This is a genomic window from Paenibacillus sp. P22 (assembly GCF_000469945.2).
GTDB classification, from domain to species: domain Bacteria; phylum Bacillota; class Bacilli; order Paenibacillales; family Paenibacillaceae; genus Paenibacillus_O; species Paenibacillus_O humicus.
In genome coordinates this window covers 1-17,906 of sequence record NZ_CBRA020000051.1, presented here as the reverse complement: position 1 = coordinate 17,906, position 17,906 = coordinate 1, and the positions used below count along the sequence as shown (strand labels likewise).

General features: G+C 58.7%; 15 protein-coding genes. 13 read left to right on the top strand and 2 right to left on the bottom strand.

Annotated elements, in window-relative coordinates; translation table 11 throughout:
- Nucleotides 1-113 precede the first annotated feature (113 nt).
- The gene (locus tag BN871_RS09420; RefSeq protein WP_083436344.1) at nucleotides 114-1,301 is read left to right on the top strand and encodes a radical SAM protein; all 1,188 of its coding nucleotides are present in this window, start codon (nucleotides 114-116) and stop codon (nucleotides 1,299-1,301) included.
- A gap of 3 nt (nucleotides 1,302-1,304) precedes the next feature.
- On the opposite strand, the gene BN871_RS09415 is transcribed toward BN871_RS09420, so the two are convergent.
- Nucleotides 1,305-1,616, bottom strand: a complete 312-nt coding sequence (locus BN871_RS09415; RefSeq protein WP_021882451.1) for a hypothetical protein — start codon at nucleotides 1,614-1,616, stop codon at nucleotides 1,305-1,307.
- A 63-nt stretch (nucleotides 1,617-1,679) separates the two neighbouring features.
- Between BN871_RS09415 and BN871_RS09410 the strand changes: the two genes are divergently transcribed.
- The 11 genes from BN871_RS09410 (at nucleotide 1,680) to msrB (ending at nucleotide 15,939) form a co-directional block, all read left to right on the top strand.
- Nucleotides 1,680-2,615 (top strand): YafY family protein, encoded by a 936-nt coding sequence (locus tag BN871_RS09410; protein WP_049868021.1) that lies wholly within the window; start codon nucleotides 1,680-1,682, stop codon nucleotides 2,613-2,615.
- Nucleotides 2,616-2,941: 326 nt separating this feature from the next.
- Entirely contained in the window at nucleotides 2,942-3,391 is a 450-nt protein-coding gene (locus tag BN871_RS09405) for a MarR family winged helix-turn-helix transcriptional regulator (protein ID WP_048745583.1), read from the top strand.
- Between the two features lie 21 nt (nucleotides 3,392-3,412).
- Entirely contained in the window at nucleotides 3,413-6,604 is a 3,192-nt protein-coding gene (locus tag BN871_RS09400; RefSeq protein ID WP_048745581.1) for an efflux RND transporter permease subunit, read from the top strand.
- Nucleotides 6,605-6,844: 240 nt separating this feature from the next.
- The gene (locus BN871_RS09395) at nucleotides 6,845-7,849 is read left to right on the top strand and encodes an aldose 1-epimerase (protein WP_048745579.1); all 1,005 of its coding nucleotides are present in this window, start codon (nucleotides 6,845-6,847) and stop codon (nucleotides 7,847-7,849) included.
- 104 nt (nucleotides 7,850-7,953) lie between these two features.
- Nucleotides 7,954-8,739 carry an SDR family NAD(P)-dependent oxidoreductase gene (locus BN871_RS09390; RefSeq protein ID WP_048745578.1) on the top strand — a complete coding sequence of 262 codons (786 nt, stop codon included), beginning with the start codon at nucleotides 7,954-7,956 and terminating at the stop codon, nucleotides 8,737-8,739.
- A gap of 100 nt (nucleotides 8,740-8,839) precedes the next feature.
- Nucleotides 8,840-11,620, top strand: coding sequence for a CHASE3 domain-containing protein (locus tag BN871_RS09385; protein WP_048745577.1), 2,781 nt, complete (start codon nucleotides 8,840-8,842; stop codon nucleotides 11,618-11,620).
- Nucleotides 11,621-11,684: 64 nt separating this feature from the next.
- Nucleotides 11,685-12,017, top strand: a complete 333-nt coding sequence (locus BN871_RS09380; protein WP_048745587.1) for a lipopolysaccharide assembly LapA domain-containing protein — start codon at nucleotides 11,685-11,687, stop codon at nucleotides 12,015-12,017.
- A gap of 80 nt (nucleotides 12,018-12,097) precedes the next feature.
- Nucleotides 12,098-13,555: a nicotinate phosphoribosyltransferase gene (locus BN871_RS09375; protein WP_048745576.1), complete on the top strand. Its 1,458-nt coding sequence runs from the start codon at nucleotides 12,098-12,100 to the stop codon at nucleotides 13,553-13,555.
- A complete protein-coding gene (locus BN871_RS09370; RefSeq protein ID WP_048745575.1) occupies nucleotides 13,527-14,678 on the top strand; it encodes an alpha/beta hydrolase in 1,152 nt (383 codons plus the stop codon). The genes BN871_RS09375 and BN871_RS09370 overlap by 29 nt, the downstream gene beginning before the upstream one ends.
- Nucleotides 14,679-14,879 (top strand): hypothetical protein, encoded by a 201-nt coding sequence (locus BN871_RS09365; RefSeq protein ID WP_021881870.1) that lies wholly within the window; start codon nucleotides 14,679-14,681, stop codon nucleotides 14,877-14,879. It begins immediately after the preceding gene.
- Between the two features lie 103 nt (nucleotides 14,880-14,982).
- The gene (gene msrB, locus BN871_RS09360; RefSeq protein ID WP_021881871.1) at nucleotides 14,983-15,939 is read left to right on the top strand and encodes a peptide-methionine (R)-S-oxide reductase MsrB; all 957 of its coding nucleotides are present in this window, start codon (nucleotides 14,983-14,985) and stop codon (nucleotides 15,937-15,939) included.
- Nucleotides 15,940-16,041: 102 nt separating this feature from the next.
- On the opposite strand, the gene BN871_RS09355 is transcribed toward msrB, so the two are convergent.
- Nucleotides 16,042-16,623, bottom strand: a complete 582-nt coding sequence (locus BN871_RS09355) for a TetR/AcrR family transcriptional regulator (protein ID WP_048745571.1) — start codon at nucleotides 16,621-16,623, stop codon at nucleotides 16,042-16,044.
- Between the two features lie 356 nt (nucleotides 16,624-16,979).
- On the opposite strand from BN871_RS09355, the gene BN871_RS09350 reads away from it, so the two are divergent.
- A partial coding sequence (locus tag BN871_RS09350; protein WP_048745569.1) for a YhgE/Pip domain-containing protein occupies nucleotides 16,980-17,906 on the top strand: 927 nt, incomplete at its 3' end.

Here is a 17,906-nt window from a genome sequence, read left to right as displayed (position 1 = left end):
CAAAGGCTGGAGGCAGGAGCGGGATGAATCGGGTTTCTAGCATTGCCAGATGCTCATTCCTATGATATAGTATATCTATATGGGAACAAACGTTCTTGTCGGGAGGTAAGCTCATGAGCGCGAAGCGGTTGGAGACGGTCGTCGTCAAGCAAGCGATGACCCGGGTCAAGGAAGAGAAGATGCCGTTCGACTGGTCGATCAATCCGTACCGCGGCTGCGCCCATGGCTGCAGCTTCTGTTATGCGAGAGCGTTTCAATCGTTCATCGGCCTTGGAAGCGACGAGTTCCAGGATCATATCCTCGTCAAGGACAATGCCGCGGAAGCGCTTCGCAAGCAGCTGCACAATATGGCGGCTTCCCGGCGCTTCGACCTTCAGGAGCTGGCGAGGGACGTCGGCCATATCGCGATCGGCACGGCTACCGATCCTTATCAGCCTGCCGAGAGCAGCCGGCAGGTGACGCGGGAGTGCCTCAAGGTGCTGGCCCGCTACCGAGTGCCGGTATCGATCACGACCCGTTCGCCGCTTGTCCTGCGGGATATGGACATCCTGGCCGATCTGAATCTGCTCTCGGTCAACATCAGCCTGAATACCCTCGACGATGAGCTCATCCGGTTCCTGGAGCCCGGCGCGCCGCTGCCGCGGCAGCGGCTTCAGGCTCTGGCCGAGCTCCGGAATGCCGGCTTGCCGGCCGGCGTGTTCGCTGCGCCGATCCTTCCGCTGCTGACCGACTCCCGTTCCCGGCTCGACGAGCTGATGGGAGCGGTCAAGGAGGCCGGCGCGGGTTATATGATGACTTCCTTGCTGCGCCTGACGCCTGACGTGAAGAGCTGGTACTATGGAATGCTTCAGCGGTACGATGCCTCTCTGCTTCCGGCTTACGACCGGATCTTTGCCGGAGCCTATGCGAGCCGGGATTATGCGGAGCGGATTCATGACATCGTCTCGGAGCTCAGGGTATTGCACGGAATTCCGGAGGACCGTTTTTATAGGGAAAGCGCGGGAAGCGTGCGGGAGAGTGGATTGGGACAGGCAGCTGCCATGCTTGCCGTTCCTATGCGTGAGGGAAGAACCGTGCCCGTCGGTTCAGAATCAGCCAAGTCCTTGAGTGAAGGGATATCGAAGCCGAATGCCGGGGCCGATCTCTCCCCGGCGGCAGCGGATGGAGATGATGCGCAACGGCTTCTCTCCGAAGAGCCCGGCTTGGCGGGCAAGCTGGCCCGCCTCAGGGAAATCCCCGGCGCGGGATGCACGCCGGGGACGGAGATCGAAGTATTGGAGCAGATGTCTCTCCCATTCTGAGGCTTAGAAGCCGGTGTGATATTTACGCGCGCTGGAGGAATCGTTTTTGGTCTTGGTCTTGTCCTTCTCGTCCTGCTGCTCGATCGTCAGGTCTTCCACCGGAATGGAATCCACGTTCATCTGGGATGGATCTGCATCCATCAGGCTTTCCTTCTCCGTCGGCAGCTGCTCCGGATTGTCCCGGTCCTGGATGCTGGAGCCCTCAGGCTGATGGTCCAGCTTTTTCTTTGATGGTTCCGTCATCATGATCACCTCGTTGGATAGGTTGTACTTCTTTACCCGGCCGGGCCTGGAAGTGAACCTGGACGGTGCCATGACGAAGGATGGCAGCCTGCAGACGGCGGCCTGCCATGGATTGAATGCAAGGAGGGAACCCGATTGAAGCTGGAAAGACTGCTCGGCATCACGATGCTGCTGCTCGGCCGCAGGCGTGTCGGGGCTCAGGAGCTAGCCGAGCGCTTCGAAGTGTCGCTGCGCACCATATACCGCGACCTGGAAACGCTGAATATGGCCGGTATCCCCGTCATTTCCTATCCGGGCCTCTCGGGAGGCTACGAGATTATGGAGAGGTATCGTCTGGAGCGGCAATATTTGAGCTGCGATGAGCTGCAATCCATCGTGACAGCGCTGCGCGGAGTCGGGTCTGCCTTGAGCGGAGAGGAGCTCTCTTCGCTGATCGACAAGGTGATCGCCTTGGTGGAACGATCCGGCAACGGGAGCGGGAGCTCCTCCGGCGAGCGGGTGCTGATCGATCTGCATCCATGGAAGGAGAAGGAGCGGCATCAAGCGATGCTGAGAACCATCCATGAAGCGTTGGATGGATGCAGGCTGCTGAGCATCGTCTATCTCGACTGGCAGGGAACGAGCAGCGAGCGGATGGTGGAGCCGGTCGGACTTGCGCTGAAGGGTTACATTTGGTATTTGCACGCCTACTGCCTGAAGCGGGGCGATTACCGAACCTTCCGCCTCAACCGGATGGAACAGCTGGATCTCCTGCCGGAAACGTTCACCCGCCGTGATGTCGACCTGCGAGAGCTCGACAAGCGCATGGCGTGTCAAGACAGCCTCAAAATCGACTTGAAGCTGCTGTTTCACCCCTCGGTCAAGACAAGAGTGCTGGATGATTACGACCGGAGCTTCATTGTCATCCGGGATGACGGCTGGCTGGAGGTCGCGGATCGCGAAGAACAGGGCTATTGGCTCTATTCGCGGCTTCTCAGCTATGGGCCTCATGTCAAGGTCGTCGATCCTCCCTATGTAGCCCGCAAGCTCATGGATCAGGTAGCGGAAATCCAAGCGTTGTATGAAGCCTGATGGGCTGCCCGAACGCGGCTGGAACAGCCCGGCACGGCCGTATGGCGGAAGGCTGCATCTAGCAGAACTCAGCTGCTCGTATGAGTGCTGCAAGCCGCTGTGCATGAATGAAGTAAGCCGCATGTATGATGAAGCGAGCCAATCTGCATGAATGATGCGAGCCGCAATGAATGAATGAATGAATGAATGAATGAAACGAGCCGCAATGAATGAATGAATGAATGAAACGAGCCGCCTTGTCTGTTGACAGGGCGGTTTTTGCCATGATAAAGTTCGATTATCAAACTATTTCAACATCGAACTTGTACAAGAAAGGAGGACTGGCGATGAGGGAAGAGCTGCTGCCGGACATCATCAAGCGGTACGAGGCCGCGAGCTTTGTCGTGACGAGGCGCTTCAACGCCTTGATCCAGGAGAAGCTTCCGGAGGATATGACCAGGGAGCAATTCGGCATTGTCCGTTATTTGAACTCGCGAGGCGAGTCGGGCGGAGGCTGCACTTCAACGGAGCTGGCGGACGCTTTTTGCGTGGGCAAAAGCACGATTACTTCCTTGATTACGCGGCTGGTCGACAAGGACTTGATCCAGCGCCATCCAGACGGCAAGGACCGCAGAGTCACGTATTTGTCGCTCACAGACAAAGGAATTCGGACAGCGAAGGAAACCGACCGGATCATCAAAGACACTCTCGGTCGTTATATCCAGGCATTCGAGGACGAAGAAGCTTTGCAGTTCATTGAAACGTTCGAGTTTCTAGCCGACAAACTAAAGAATTGATAACCGGAGGGGAATCATACGGTGAGAACGATATTGAAATGGCGCTGGGCCATATTGATTGTGTGGATAGCGGCGGCAGCCGGATTGATGCTGTCCGCTCCGGACATGCAGCAGCTCGTCAGGGACAAAGGCCAGATTACCGTCCCGGACGGCTATTCCTCGTCGATGGCTTCCAAGCTGATCAAGGAGAAGAACGCCCAGTCCTCCGACTCGTCCAAGAAGGATGAGTTGTCGGCCGTCCTGGTGTTCCACCGTGCCGAAGGGCTGAGCGCCGACGATAAAACCGCCATCCGTACGGGGCTCGACGCCATGAAGCAATCGGGCGGCAAGGAGGGGATCGTATCGGTTACAGGTCCCTTCGACCAGAAGGAGCTTGAGGACCAGCTCATCTCCAAGGACGGCAAAACGATGCTCGCCCTCGTGGGCATCCAGAAAAACGGCCGTGAAGCCGTCGACCTGCAGGATGCGCTGTACAATGCGGCTTCCGGCATCAAGACGGAGCATTACTACACTTCCGAATGGATGATCAACGAGGATCAGGTCAAAAGCTCGATGGAGGGCTTGGCGAAGACCGAGTCCATCACCGTCATTTTCATCCTTGTCATTTTGTTCATCGTTTTCCGCTCGGTCGTAGCGCCGTTCGTGCCTTTGCTCGCCGTAGGCTTGAGCTACCTGCTGTCGCAGTCGGTCGTGTCGTTCCTCGTCAAATACGCGGACTTCCCGCTCTCCAACTTCACCCAGATTTTCATGGTGGCGATTATGTTCGGCATCGGAACGGATTACTGCATCCTGCTGATCAGCCGGTACAAGGAAGAGCTGTCTCATGGGCTGGACCGCACGGAAGCGATATTGGCCACTTACCGCACAGCCGGGCGCACGGTGCTGATCTCGGGGGCGGCGGTTCTGGTCGGCTTCGCTTCGATCGGCTTCTCCACCTTCGTGCTGTACCGCTCGGCGGTTGCTGTCGCCGTCGGGGTCGCCGTGCTTTTGATCGCGCTTGTCACGCTGGTTCCGTTTTTCATGGCCGTGCTCGGCAACGCGCTGTTCTGGCCGGCAAGAGGTTCTCTCGAGCATAAAGAAAGCCGCATGTGGGACCGCATGGGCCGCTTCTCCCTGCGCAAGCCGATATGGGCTCTCGTTATCCTCGCCATCTTCATCGTGCCGTTCATGGCCGCATACAAAAATACGATTTCCTTCAACTCGCTGCAGGAAATCGGGGATGAATACCGTTCCGTCAAGGCGTTCAATCTGATCTCCTACAGCTTCGGTCCCGGAGATTCAATGCCTTCGACCGTTATCCTGAAGGCGGATAAAAGCTTCGACAGCAAGGAAGGCCTGGCTGTCGTCGAGCAGATCAGCCGCGAGCTGTCGAAAGTGGACGGCGTCAAGCTCGTACGCAGCGCCACCCGGCCAGCCGGATCTCCGCTGGAAGACCTCGAGGTATCCAAGCAGGCCGATACGCTGGGCGGCGGCATCGGCCAGAGCACGGATGGACTCGACAAAATCGGCAAGGGGCTGAAGGAAGCCAGCACCAGCCTCGCGGACAATGCGCCGAAGCTGAAGCAGGCTGCCGACGGAGCCGGGGAGCTCGTCACCGGCACCGCCAGGCTGCAGGACGGAGTCGAGCAGCTCGGGCAAGGCCTCGAGCGGATCCGCAAAGGGCTTGTGGACGGAACGGCCGGCGCCAAGGAACTTGGCGCCGGACTTGCGCAAGCGCAGCAGAGCGCCGAGCAGCTGGCGGCGGCAAGCGACAAGCTGCTTGCGGGCTACAAGAAGGTCGGAGGCGGATTGGGGCAGCTGTCTTCCGCATATGGAGACGCCGCCGCCAGCCAGAAGGAGCTGGCCCAAGGACTTGCCGGATTGGAGCAGGCCTTCCAGGCGCTCGGCGACAAATATCCGGAGCTGGCGGCCGACGCTCAGTTCCAGGGAGCGATGCAATCGCTCGGCCAGCTGTCCGGCGGAGCTTCCCGGCTTGCCGGTGGACTGGAGAAGCTCAATGCCCAGCTGAGCTCGGCTGCCAAAGGCATTGCGGATGCCAATGCCGGCTTGTCGCAGGCAGCAGCCGGTCAAGCGGCGCTTGGCGACGGCCTGAAGAAGCTGGCCGCGGGACTCGAATCGCTGCAGCAGGGGATTTCCCAAGCGGCAGCCGGCCAAGGTCAGGTCATCGGCCGCCTGCCGCAGGTGACGAGCGGCTTCAGCTCCCTGCAGGAAGGACAGAAGCAGCTGCAGACCGGCTTTGCCGATCTCAACAAGCAGCTGGGGCAGCTTACCGGCGGGCTTGACCAGAGTGTCGACGGAATCAGCCAAGTATCGAACGGACTCGGCGAAGCCCGGACTTATCTGGATGAGCTGTCGGCACAGCCGGATTCGGGACTCAGCGGCTGGAACCTGCCGGAGCAGGCTCTTGCCGATGCGGACTTCAAGAAGGCTCTTGAAACCTACTTGTCTCCTGAAGGCGACATAACGACTCTCGATGTCGTATTCTCTACGAATCCGTATGAAGAAACCACGCTCAATAAAATTCCGGATGTGAATGCGGCCGTGGAGCGCGGTCTGAAAGGAACCGGCTACGAAGGCTCCCAGTATGCGGTCGGAGGCATCACGAGCACGCAGCATGATCTCAATACGATTTCGGACGAGGATTATTCCCGTACCGTCATCCTGATGCTGATCGGCATATCCGTCATTCTGATCCTCCTGTTCCGTTCGATCGTCATTCCGGCCTACATCATGGCCTCGCTGCTCATTACGTACTATACGTCGATGGCTATCGCCGAGGTCGTCTTCACCCGGATTCTCGGTTATGACGGAATCAGCTGGGCCGTGCCGTTCTTCAGCTTCGTCCTGCTCATCGCGCTCGGCGTCGACTACAGCATCTTCCTGCTCGACCGCTTCCGCGAATACAAGCATCTGGCTCCCAAGGAAGGCATTCTGCGCGCCATGCGCAATATGGGATCGGTCATTCTGTCCGCCGCCGTCATTCTCGGCGGAACGTTCGCGGCGATGCTGCCTTCCGGCGTGATGTCGCTCATGCAGATCGCCACGATCGTCTTGTGCGGATTGGTCCTGTACGCATTCCTCATGCTTCCGCTGTTCGTTCCGGTCATGGTCAGGACGTTCGGAGCGGCGAACTGGTGGCCGTTCATGCAGCGCGAGAAAAGCGCGGATCATGGCTCCGAGATGCAAGGGGAGCCGTTCATGGCGGACCGGTAACGATCTGCAAGTCCGAAGAGCAGCCCGTGAAGCCTCGCTTCGCGGGCTGCTTTCTTTTTCTCTGCATGCAGCCTTCTCCCTGCCGGATGCCGGATGCCGGAACCGGCGGCGTCAAGCGCCGGAATAGACGGCGCCAAGCTTTTGCTTGCAGGGCAACAAGCTTGTCAATTCGTATAGAACAGGTCGAAAAAAATATGGTACTCTAGTAGAAGCGGAATTTAGAGAGGAGCGGATATCCTTATGAGCAGCGCGAGCAGTGCATTTGAGGGCATCTATCAGGGACAAAAGGCGATTTATCTGCGGGCGGGAGCCTACGAAGCGGTCATGCTTCCCGAAATCGGAGGCAATCTGGTTGCCTTCCGCGATCTGGTCAACGGATACCGGTTCCTGCGCGAGCCGGCACACGAGGACATGCAGAAGTTTCGGGAAAATTCCATCGTCTGGGGAATCCCGGTGCTTTTCCCGCCCAACCGGTACGAAGACGGCAAGTTCCCTTGGAACGGCAGAATTTATCAGCTTCCCATCAACGAGCCGGCAACGGACAACCATCTGCACGGTTTTCTCTATCAAACCCCCTGGGAAGTAGAAAGCTTCGGCCATAAGGGCGACGAGAGCTTCGTGACGGTATCGGTAAAGGTCGACGAGGACCATCCCGCCTACCGCCGGCTGCCTTTCAACTATACGGTGCGCCTGCACTACTCCCTCGGACCGGACGGCCTGTCCCAGCGGGTCACGCTCCGCAACGACGGAAGCGAATCGATGCCTTGCCTGCTGGCGTTCCATACGACGCTCAACGCGCCGTTCTCTCCGGGGAGCAAAGCGCAGGACTGCAAGCTCAAGCTGACGATCGGCGAGCGCTGGGAAATGAGCCCGAGGATGCTGCCTACCGGTTCCTTCATGCCTCTGAGCGCCGAAGAGGAGAACATGAAGGAAGACGGAGTCGATCCGTTCTGGACGGCGTTGGACCACCACTACACAGCCGTTCCCCAAAATGGCCGCAACCGGATGGAACTGACCGATACGAAGCGCGGCGTCACGCTCGTCTACGATGTCGGGACCTCCTACAAGCAGTGGATGCTGTACAACAATCAGGGCCGGGGAGAGTTTTTCTGTCCGGAGCCGCAAGTGAACCTCGTCAATGCTCCCAACATGAGCCTTCCAGCCGAGGAGATGGGGCTGTTCGGACTGGAGCCGGGCGAGATTTGGGAAGAGCGCGCCCGTTTCTACGTCAAGGTAGGCCGCTAATCTCCACAACCGAACCGGACGACAGGACGCGACATTGACGTCGATTTCCCGGGAAATGCAAGAGCCGATAGAGATCGATTCGATATCATCGAAGGAGGTTGACCATGGATCTCAACCTGAGCGGCAAACATGCGGTCATTACGGGAGGCAGCAAAGGCATCGGATACGCCACGGCGCTCACGCTGGCGCGGGAAGGCGCTCATGTCGCCCTGATCGCCCGCACGATAGAGGATCTCGAAGCGGCGGCGGAACGGATTGAGGAGGAGACCGGGGCCGGCGTCCTGACGGCGGCCTGCGATGTTGCCGATGCCGATGGAGTCAAACAAGCCGTCCTGGCCATCGCGGAGAAGTGGGACGGGAAAATCGACATTCTTGTCAATAATGCGGGAACGTCTGCGGCAGCCCCGTTCGAGGAGGTCGGCTTCGAGAGCTGGGAGGCCGATATCGGCTTGAAGCTGATGGGAGCCGTCCATATGACCCGCGAAGCGCTGCCGTTCATGAAGCGGGCCGGAAGCGGCGCCATCGTCAACGTGACGGCGATCGGAGGAAAGTCGCCTGGGGCGGCCGCGCTTCCTTCCTCGGTGACCAGAGCGGCAGGAATCGCGCTCACCAAAGCGATGAGCCGGGATCTCGCAGCCGACGGCATCCGCGTGAACGCGGTCTGCATCGGTTTGATCCGCAGCGATCAGATCGAGCGGAAGTGGAGATGCGACGCTCCCGAGCTCAGCTGGGAGGAGTATGCCCGGGATCCGCGCCATGCCGTCCCGCTCGGACGGATCGGAGAGACCCGGGAGGCAGCGGATGCCATCGTCTTCCTCGTTTCCGGCGCGGCTTCTTATATAACGGGGACGGCGCTGAATATTGACGGGGGCAAATCGCCTGTGACCTGATACCGGAGGCCGATTCGGCATCCGTCTCGAGCATTTGAGGGATAAATCCGGCGCAGAGCCAGCTTGTGCGCCTTCGCCGGCCAGAACAGGGGATAGAAAGTTGTCGAGCCAATCGAAGCGGAGAATTACGATCAGAACCAAGATTATCGCCGGTTATGCCGTCATTTTGATATGCCTGGCGATTTCGATTTTTGTCGTCTTCAACCAGCTGGACAAGGTCCAGCAAGAAACGAACTACATTACAAGCCATGATATCGAAGTGCATAATCTTACGAACAAAATCGAAAAAAACGTGCTGGACATGGAGACGGGCCAGCGGGGATTCATTGTCACCGGCGAGGATAATTATCTGGAGCCTTACCGGAACGGATTTTCGCAATGGCAGACCAACTATGACAGCTTGATGGCGCTAATATCAGACAACCCCCTTCAGATGAAAACATTGGAGTCGATCCGCTCGGTCATCGAAGAATGGCTGGCCATTACGATGCCTGTCATCGACTCCAAGCAAGACGGGGATGAAGAGGCGGTCAGGAAATTCTATGTCATCGACCGCGGCAAGCAGGACATGGACAAGCTGCGGGGAATGTTCGAGGGATTCCGCAGCACGGAGAAAACCCTTACCGCCAAGAGGCTTGCCAATCTGGAGGAAGGAAACAGCATGCTCCGCACGACGCTGCTGTCTCTGTTCGGACTGTCGATCTTCCTGTCGGCTCTGATCGGCTGGCTGCTGTCGCGCTCCATCGTCCGCACGATCCGAAATGTGACGGATTGCCTGGAGGGCATGTCCGGAGAAAGCGAGCAGAGCGCAGCCGATCTCTCGATTCGGGTCCCGATCTCGACCTCGGATGAGGTGGCCGATCTAGCCGCAGAGACGAACAAGCTGCTGGAGAAGCTCGAAGGCGAGAGCTGGATTCAGCGCTACAGCGTAGAACTGGGCTCCCGCCTGCAGGGCGCGGAGCATCTGAACGAGACGGCCGACATGGTGGTCCGCTACATCGCGGAGGCTCTGAAGGCGCCATATGGAGCGCTTTATATTTCCAATCCGCAGCATTCCCGAGCCAAGCTGACGCTTGCCGCGTCCGTCTCGGGCAGCGGATCGGGTCTGGAGGAGGCATCCGCTTCGTTCGGCTTCGGAGAAGGGCTTGTCGGCCGAACGGCTGCCGAAAAGCTCAAGCGAAGCTACACAGTGCCGGAGACGTATATTCGGATTTCCTCCGGACTGGGCAGCGCTCCGCCATCTCATTTGCTGCTGGTTCCGGTCCTGTTCGAAGGCAAGACGCTAGGCGTGCTGGAGCTCGCCTCCTTCAAGCCTTTCGAGCATCATCTGGAGACATTCGCCGAGAAAGCAGCCGACATGCTGGGCAGCGCCCTCAACAGGCTGTTCACGCAAATGCAAATCCAGAGCCTTCTTCGCGAGTCGCAAGCGATGACGGAGGAGCTGCAGGTCCAGACGGAAGAGCTTCAGACCCAGCAGGAGGAGCTGTCCGCCTCCAACGAGCAGCTTGGAAGGCAGTTCGTGCTGTCGGAGGAGAAGAACGACGAGCTGAGCCAGATCCAGGAGGAGCTGAAGCAGTATTCCGAACGACTGGAGCAGACTTCCCGCTACAAAAGCGAATTTCTGGGCAACATGTCCCATGAGCTGCGGACGCCGCTCAACAGCATGCTGATTCTGTCGGAAATGCTGGCCGAGAATCCGGCCGGGAATCTGTCCGAGAAAGAAGAAGAATTCGCCCGCGTCATCCATTCCGCCGGGGAGGATCTGCTGGATCTGATCAACGACATCCTTGATCTGACGAAGATCGAGGCCGGACGCATGGATCTGCATGTGGATGCCATCAACATGTCGGAGCTGCCGGAGAGCGTGTTCTCCGGATTTTCCGGCATTGCGCACAAGCATCAGCTGGACTTCAAGATGAACTGCGGCGAGGATGTTCCGGCCACTCTGTACACGGATGAAAGAAAGCTGCGGCAAATTCTCAAAAACCTTCTTTCCAACGCCTTCAAGTTCACCCCTCAGGGAGGAGTGTCTCTGGAAATTGCGCTCGTCCCCGCTGAAGAAGCCGCTAAGCTGCTTCCGCAAGCCGGCGGGGAGAAGATCGTCTCCTTCAAAATCAGCGATACCGGAATCGGGATCGATCCTTCCAAGCAGGAAGTCATCTTCGATGCCTTCCAGCAGGCCGACGGCACGACGAGCCGCCAATTCGGAGGCACCGGCCTCGGCCTCTCGATTTCCCGCGAGCTTGCCGGATTGCTGCGCGGGCTCATCACGCTGGACAGCAGCCCGGGAGCGGGCAGCGCGTTCACCTTGTATGTTCCGTCGTTGTCCTCCTTGGCGAATGCCGAGAGAGGAACGAAGCAATCGGCTGAAGCTGAATCGCCTTCCTTCCAGGCGACGCCGGAGCGGAGAGACCGGGGGCGGTCTTCGGCAACGGCCGAAGCCGCCAAGCAGCAGGCAGCCGCGTCATCAGACCGGATCCCCAGCCATCCGGCTCTGGCAGGCCGGCTTATCCTGCTCGTCGATGACGATATCCGCAATGTCTACAGCCTGTCGAATGCCCTGGAGATCGAAGGGGCGGAGGTGCTGACGGCGAACAACGGCGAGGAGGCGCTTCAGCTTCTGGACGAGCGGGAGGATATCGACGTCGTCCTGATGGATATGATGATGCCGGTCATGGACGGTTATGAAGCGACGAGGCGGATCCGCGAGCATCCCCTGTACCGCGATATTCCCGTCATCGCTCTGACCGCGAAGGCGATGATGCAGGACCGGGATCTATGTCTGGCCGCAGGGGCTTCGGATTACATCAGCAAGCCGATTGCGATCGAGCAGCTGTATTCCCTGATCGAAGTGTGGATGCCGAAGAAAAAAAGGGTTTGAACGGGCATGGCGTCCGGGTAAAAGGGAACAATATCCAATGAAGAGAAGGCTTGAGGTGATTTCCATGAAAACGCAAGGTCTGTTAATATCCGGCTTGGTTTTTGCCTTGCTTATTGCCATATTCGCTGTCATCAACGTCGATCCGGTGCTGGTCAACTTCATGTTCGCGACGACGAGCGCGCCGCTTATTCTGGTCATCCTGATCTCGGCTTTGCTGGGCGGCCTGAGCACGGGGCTGTTCGGAATCATCCGCCAGTACCGGCTCCAAAGGGAGATCAAAGGATTGAAGAGAGAGCTGGATGAATCCCGGGCGCTGCACAGCTCCGACCGGCCCGTCATCCAGGATCGGGACCTGCTTGCGGAGCATGACAACGGATTGTTGAAACCGGCTGAATAAATTCCGATGCCCAAAGGCTGCGCCGTTCAAGCGGCGCAGCCTTTGCCATTGGCGAAGCTTGTCCATTTAGGAGGTCAACGATGAACTGCGAGGATCTGACGCTTCATACCGACAAATACCAGGTCAATATGATGTATGCCCACTGGAAAATGGGCACGCATAACCGTAAAGCCGTCTTTGAGATGTATTTCCGCAAGCTGCCCTTCGGCAACGGGTTTGCTGTTTTTGCCGGCTTGCAGCGCATTGTCGATTACATCTCCAAGCTGGCCTTCAGCGAAGAGGATCTGGACTATCTCCGCGCCCAGGAGGAGCGTTACGAGGAGGCTTTCCTCGACGAGCTGCGCTCCTTCCGTTTTACGGGTACGCTTGAAGCGGTGCCGGAAGGAACGCTCGTATTTCCGGGAGAGCCGCTGATCCGGGTCGAAGCGAGAATTATGGAAGCCCAGCTCGTGGAGACGGCCCTTCTGAACGCGGCCAATTTTCAGACGCTGATCGCGACCAAGGCATCGCGGGTCAAGCAGGCGGCCGGAGACGATACGCTGCTCGAATTTGGGACCCGGCGCGCCCAGGAAATGGATGCGGCCGTATGGGGAGCAAGAGCGGCTTATATCGCCGGCTTCCATGCCACCAGCAACATGAGAGCCGGCATGATGTTCGGCATGCCGGCAAAAGGAACCCATGCCCATGCCTGGGTCCAGGCGTTTGACAGCGAGCTGGAAGCGTTCATGAATTACGCCAAGGCGCTCCCGGATGGAGTCACGCTGCTTGTCGATACGTACGATACGCTCAAAAGCGGCGTCCCCAATGCCATCCGGACGGGAGAAGAGCTGAGGAAGGAAGGCAAGGAGCTTCAGGGCATCCGGCTCGACAGCGGCGATTTGGCGGTGCTGTCGAGGGAAGCCAGGCGGATGCTGGACGAAGCCGGATTCCCCGATGTGAAGATCGTCGCTTCCAACGACCTGGACGAGCACATCATCATGAATCTCAAGGCTCAAGGCGCGCGGATCGATACATGGGGCGTCGGCACGCAGCTGATTACGGCGGCGGATCAGCCCTCCCTCGGAGGCGTATACAAGCTCGTCGCCCGAGAGAAGGACGGCCGTTACGAGCCGGTGATCAAAATCTCCGGCAACCTGGATAAAGTGTCGAATCCGGGCGTCAAGGACGTTTACCGCCTGATCGATCGCCGAAGCGGCATGGCTGTGGCCGATTTCATGACTTTGCGCGGAGACACGGCGCCGGTGGAAGGAGCGGTGCTGAAGCTGGTCGATCCGGCCCACCCGTATGTGACGGCAGAGGCGGAGGATTATGCAGCCGTTCCGCTGCTGAAGGCAGTTTTTCGGGACGGACGGCTGACGGGAGAGCTACCTGCACTGGATGAGATTCGTGCCTACCACGCCGGGCAGCTGAAGCTGTTCCGCCAGCCGCATCTGCGCAAGCTGCATCCGGAGCCGTATCCCGTTGCTTTCAGCGAGTCGCTATGGAGCCTGAAGACGGAGATGATCCAGCGTGTCAAGCCAAGAACGGGAGGGCGCTGATTCCGCGGAGCGCCCGCTCGGCCCCCGCTCGCTGCCGCTTCGGCTGCTGCTCGGCATCGTCCATGCCGGATCTTGGATGACGGGCTTGACCTTGCCGCGGATGCGCCCTCGCATGAGGCTGTTCATGAAGGGCTTGGATGCGGCCGCAGCCCTGCGGGTGGAAGGCAGGGCAGTTTGGAAGGACATAACCGCGACTGCCCATGACGGCCGCATGATTCCTGTTCGCCTGTATCGGCCCGAGAGCGCAAGCGAGTCGGTCAAGCTCCCGATTGTGCTGTATTTCCATGGCGGCGGCTTCGCTCTTGGCGACCACACCGCCCGGCATCGATACAATCGGGCCTGGTGCGTCCTGAGCGGCTGCATGCTGCTGTCGGTCGGATACAGGCTGGCGCCGGAGCATCCGTATCCGGCCGGAGTGGAGGATGCTTACGACGTGTTGAAATGGGCCTCGATCCATGCGTCCGGCTTGGGAGGAGACGGCGGCCGGATCGCCGTGGCGGGCGAGAGCGCCGGCGGCAATATCGCCGCTGTGACGGCTTTGCTGGCCAAGGAGCGCGGAGGGCCGGACATCGCCTGCCAAGCGCTGCTGTATCCGGCGGTCGATCTGACAGGCGGCGCCGGCAGCGCGGCACAGCCTTCGCTGCGGGAGAACGGCAGGCAGTATATGCTGACGCTGCGGCTGCTGCAGCAGTTCGCGTCCGGTTATGCCCCGGAGGACAATCGAAGAAAGCCCGCTGTGTCTCCGCTGTTGGCGGATACGCTGGAGGGCTTGCCCCCTGCGCTCGTCGTCACGGCGGAGCTGGACCCGCTGCGCGACCAGGGGCATCAGTATGCCGAGCGTCTGCGGCGGGATGGAGTCGCGGTGGAATACCGCTGCTACGCGGGAATGATTCACGATTTTACGGCGATGATGCCGGGCTGGATTCCGGCTGCCGGACACTCGCTGCGGCTGGCGGCCGCCTTTGTTCGGCGGGAGCTGGCCGCTGCAGGCAGCAGGATGGCGTTCGATGCGGATGCGGATCTGGAATGTTCCCCTGACGGGGAAGAGAGCTCGGCGCTCATGGACTCGATCTTGAGGGAGCGGAGTCCGGAGCTGATAGTCCGGGAGGAAGGATGGAGCTAAATGAATGCTGAAGAGCGTATGAACAGGCTGGAGGAAGAGAACATGCAGCTGCGGGACCGCCTGTCCGGGTTGGAGCAGGAGAAGGCTTCTCTCGAAATGGAAGTCGCCAGGCTAACGGCGGAGATGCAGCGGCTGCGCCGAAGAATGGGCGGCAGCGGCTCGTCCATGTCGACCAAGCTGCAGGATGCGCTGCGGGAGTAGAGGCTTGGACTTGGGGGGCATGCATTCGTTATAATAGAAGAAAGGCTCCATACATGGGTCCTTGCCTGATGACTAATTACATTACCCCAGGAGGGATTGCGATATGGCAAACGAGCAAGTAGCAACATTCGCCGGTGGCTGTTTCTGGTGCATGGTATCTCCGTTCGAGGAGCAGCCGGGCATTATCAAGATCGTCTCCGGCTACACAGGCGGACATAAGGAAAACCCGACTTACGATGAAGTGTGCGCAGGCAATACCGGCCATACGGAAGCCGTGCAAATCACTTTCGATGCCGATGTGTTCCCGTACGCCAAGCTTCTGGACATCTACTGGCAGCAGGTCGATCCGACGGATGCGATGGGCCAGTTCGCGGACCGCGGCGACTCATACCGTCCCGTCATCTTCTATCATAGCGAGGAGCAGCGCAGGCTGGCGGAGGAATCCAAGCGCAGCCTGGAGGAGAGCGGACGCTTCGACCGCCCGATCGTCGTCACGATCGAGCCTGCGGCAACGTTCTACGATGCGGAGGACTATCATCAGGACTACCACAAGACGCATCCGTTCCGCTACAAGATGTACCGCAAAGGCTCCGGCCGCGACGCCTTCATCAAGGAAAATTGGACGATGAAGAAAAACGAGGACGAGCTGCGCGCGCGGCTCAACCCGATGCAGTACGAAGTGACCCAGAACAACGGCACGGAGCCTCCGTTCCGCAACGAGTTCTGGGATCACAAGGAGGAAGGCATCTACGTCGACATCGTTTCGGGAGAGCCTTTGTTCAGCTCCCTCGACAAGTTCGACTCCGGCTGCGGCTGGCCGAGCTTCACCCGTCCGCTGAACAAGCAGGGCGTGAACGAGAAGACGGACACGAGCCATTTCATGGTCCGTACCGAAGTCCGCAGCACCCGCGCCGATTCCCATCTCGGCCATGTGTTCGACGACGGACCGCAGGACCAGGGCGGTCTCCGTTATTGCATCAATTCCGCTGCGCTGCGTTTCATTCCGAAGTCGGAGCTGGAGCAGGAAGGCTACGGCGAGTATGTTTCCCTCTTCCAGTAAGGTTTAACCGGCATGCACAAAACAGCCGCCCGGCGTCATCGCGAGATGATGCCGGGCGGCTGCTTGCGTTTATCCGGTCCAGATCCAAATCCAGGTCAAGGGCTATCCCTGCGCGGAAACTCCGTTCAGGAAATAGAGCTCGAACAGCTTCATGATTTCCTCTTCCTTCATCGGCTGCCCCGATGCGGCCGGCCAGTCGCTGACGAGCGTGATGAACAGCTTGATCAGCACATACGCGGTAAGCTTGGGATCGCAGGGCTTGATCTCGCCTTTGGCGATGGCGTCCTGGACGGCGCCGCTGACAAAGCCGTTCAGCGCTTCTTCGGTCATGCGGATGCCGAAGCCGGCCGCCGCGGTTCCGAATTCCTTCATCTCCAAGGAGAGGCGGACGCTGAGCTCATGCTCGCGGCGGTAGGTGAGCACGTCGAGCAGGCAGCGGTGAAGATTTTCGGCGAATGGCTTGTCCGGATCGATGGCGGCCTCCGCCACCGCGAGAATCTCTTCAATGAAGTTGTTCATGATTTCTTCGAACAGCTGCTCTTTATTATCGAAGAAAGCATAGATGGTTCCTTTGCCGACTCGCGCGATTTTGGCCACCTGATCCATCGTAGTGGCTTTGTAGCCGAACATGGCAAAGGATTTGGCAGCGGCGTTGACGACTTCCGTTCTCCGGTCGATGGACATGAAAGGGATCGCTCCTTTATATCGGGGTTCCTCAGCCATGACATTCATTGACCGTGGAACGAAAAATGTATTTTGGTCATTCGAAACAATCATAACTTTTCTATACGGAGAACCGCAACGGCCGTTTCATTTTTTATTTGAAGAGACAGCTTTTATTTGAAGAGACAGCGCTTGCACTTCGGAGGAGCTCTTGCAAGATGACGGAGAGCGTGTTAAAGTAGTTTTTGACCAACTGACCGAAATTGATTTTTGGTCATAACTTGGAGGAGAGCTCAATGACCCGGCGGATTGTTCTCGCTGGTTAGCATGCGCAAGCCGGCCGAAAAAGATAAACGAAAGATAGGGTGAGGAATGCAATGAAAGCCTTGAACGTCGTCGGCAAAGACCTGAAGGACATGTTCAAAAAGCCGATGCTTGCGATTTCGTTCATCGCCGTCGCGTTTGTTCCTATTTTGTACAGCGGATTTCTAATCAAGGCTTCATGGGATCCATACGGCCATCTGGAGAAGCTGCCGGTTGCCGTCGTGAACGAGGATGCCGGAGCGGTGTACAAGGGAAAAACGCTTGACGCAGGACATGATTTCATCGACGAGCTGAAGAAAAACGAGAAATTCGACTGGCAGTTCGTAAGTCCGGAACAAGCGGAGCAAGGAATGAAAAACAACGATTATTATATGACGATCCGGGTTCCCAAGGATTTTTCCGCAAAAGCGACGACCTTGATGAACGACAATCCGGAGCGGGCCGAAATTATTTTTGAGCCTAACGGCGACTACAACTTCATTGCCGGCCAGATCGGCAACAGCGCGATGAAGGATATTCGCGCCGATCTGAGCTCCGGCATTACGAAGGCGTATACCGAGAGCATGTTCGATCAGGTCAAGGAAATATCGGACGGCTTCTCGGAGGCCAGCAACGGCGCCGGGGAGCTGAAGGACGGAGCCAGCAAGGTCGATGACGGAGTGGCGAAGCTCAAAAGCAATCTCGCCAAGCTCGCGGAAGGCACGCAGAAGCTGCAAAGCGGCATGGATCCGCTCAGCGAAGGAGCCGGCAAGCTGAAGGACGGCACGCAGTCGCTCGTCAGCGGCAGCGGAAGCCTTGCGAGCGGCCTCGGCCAGCTGCATGCGGCTGGAGGCCAGCTGGAACAGGGGGCTTCCGCGGCCAAGCAGGGAACCGACAAGCTGGCCGCAGGGCTGCAGCAGTCGGCGGACGGAAGCGCCAAGCTGCAGCAAGGGCTGCAGCAGTCGGCGGACGGAAGCGCCAAGCTGCAGSATTCGCTGGCC

Bases quoted from the DNA above. Each gene is read 5' to 3' on its own strand.
- BN871_RS09420 (WP_083436344.1), top strand. From the start codon at position 114: ATGAGCGCGAAGCGGTTGGAGACGGTCGTCGTCAAGCAAGCGATGACC.
- BN871_RS09415 (WP_021882451.1), bottom strand. From the start codon at position 1,616: ATGGCACCGTCCAGGTTCACTTCCAGGCCCGGCCGGGTAAAGAAGTAC.
- BN871_RS09405 (WP_048745583.1), top strand. From the start codon at position 2,942: ATGAGGGAAGAGCTGCTGCCGGACATCATCAAGCGGTACGAGGCCGCG.
- BN871_RS09395 (WP_048745579.1), top strand. From the start codon at position 6,845: ATGAGCAGCGCGAGCAGTGCATTTGAGGGCATCTATCAGGGACAAAAG.
- BN871_RS09390 (WP_048745578.1), top strand. From the start codon at position 7,954: ATGGATCTCAACCTGAGCGGCAAACATGCGGTCATTACGGGAGGCAGC.
- BN871_RS09380 (WP_048745587.1), top strand. From the start codon at position 11,685: ATGAAAACGCAAGGTCTGTTAATATCCGGCTTGGTTTTTGCCTTGCTT.
- BN871_RS09375 (WP_048745576.1), top strand. From the start codon at position 12,098: ATGAACTGCGAGGATCTGACGCTTCATACCGACAAATACCAGGTCAAT.
- BN871_RS09365 (WP_021881870.1), top strand. From the start codon at position 14,679: ATGAATGCTGAAGAGCGTATGAACAGGCTGGAGGAAGAGAACATGCAG.
- msrB (WP_021881871.1), top strand. From the start codon at position 14,983: ATGGCAAACGAGCAAGTAGCAACATTCGCCGGTGGCTGTTTCTGGTGC.
- BN871_RS09355 (WP_048745571.1), bottom strand. From the start codon at position 16,623: ATGTCCATCGACCGGAGAACGGAAGTCGTCAACGCCGCTGCCAAATCC.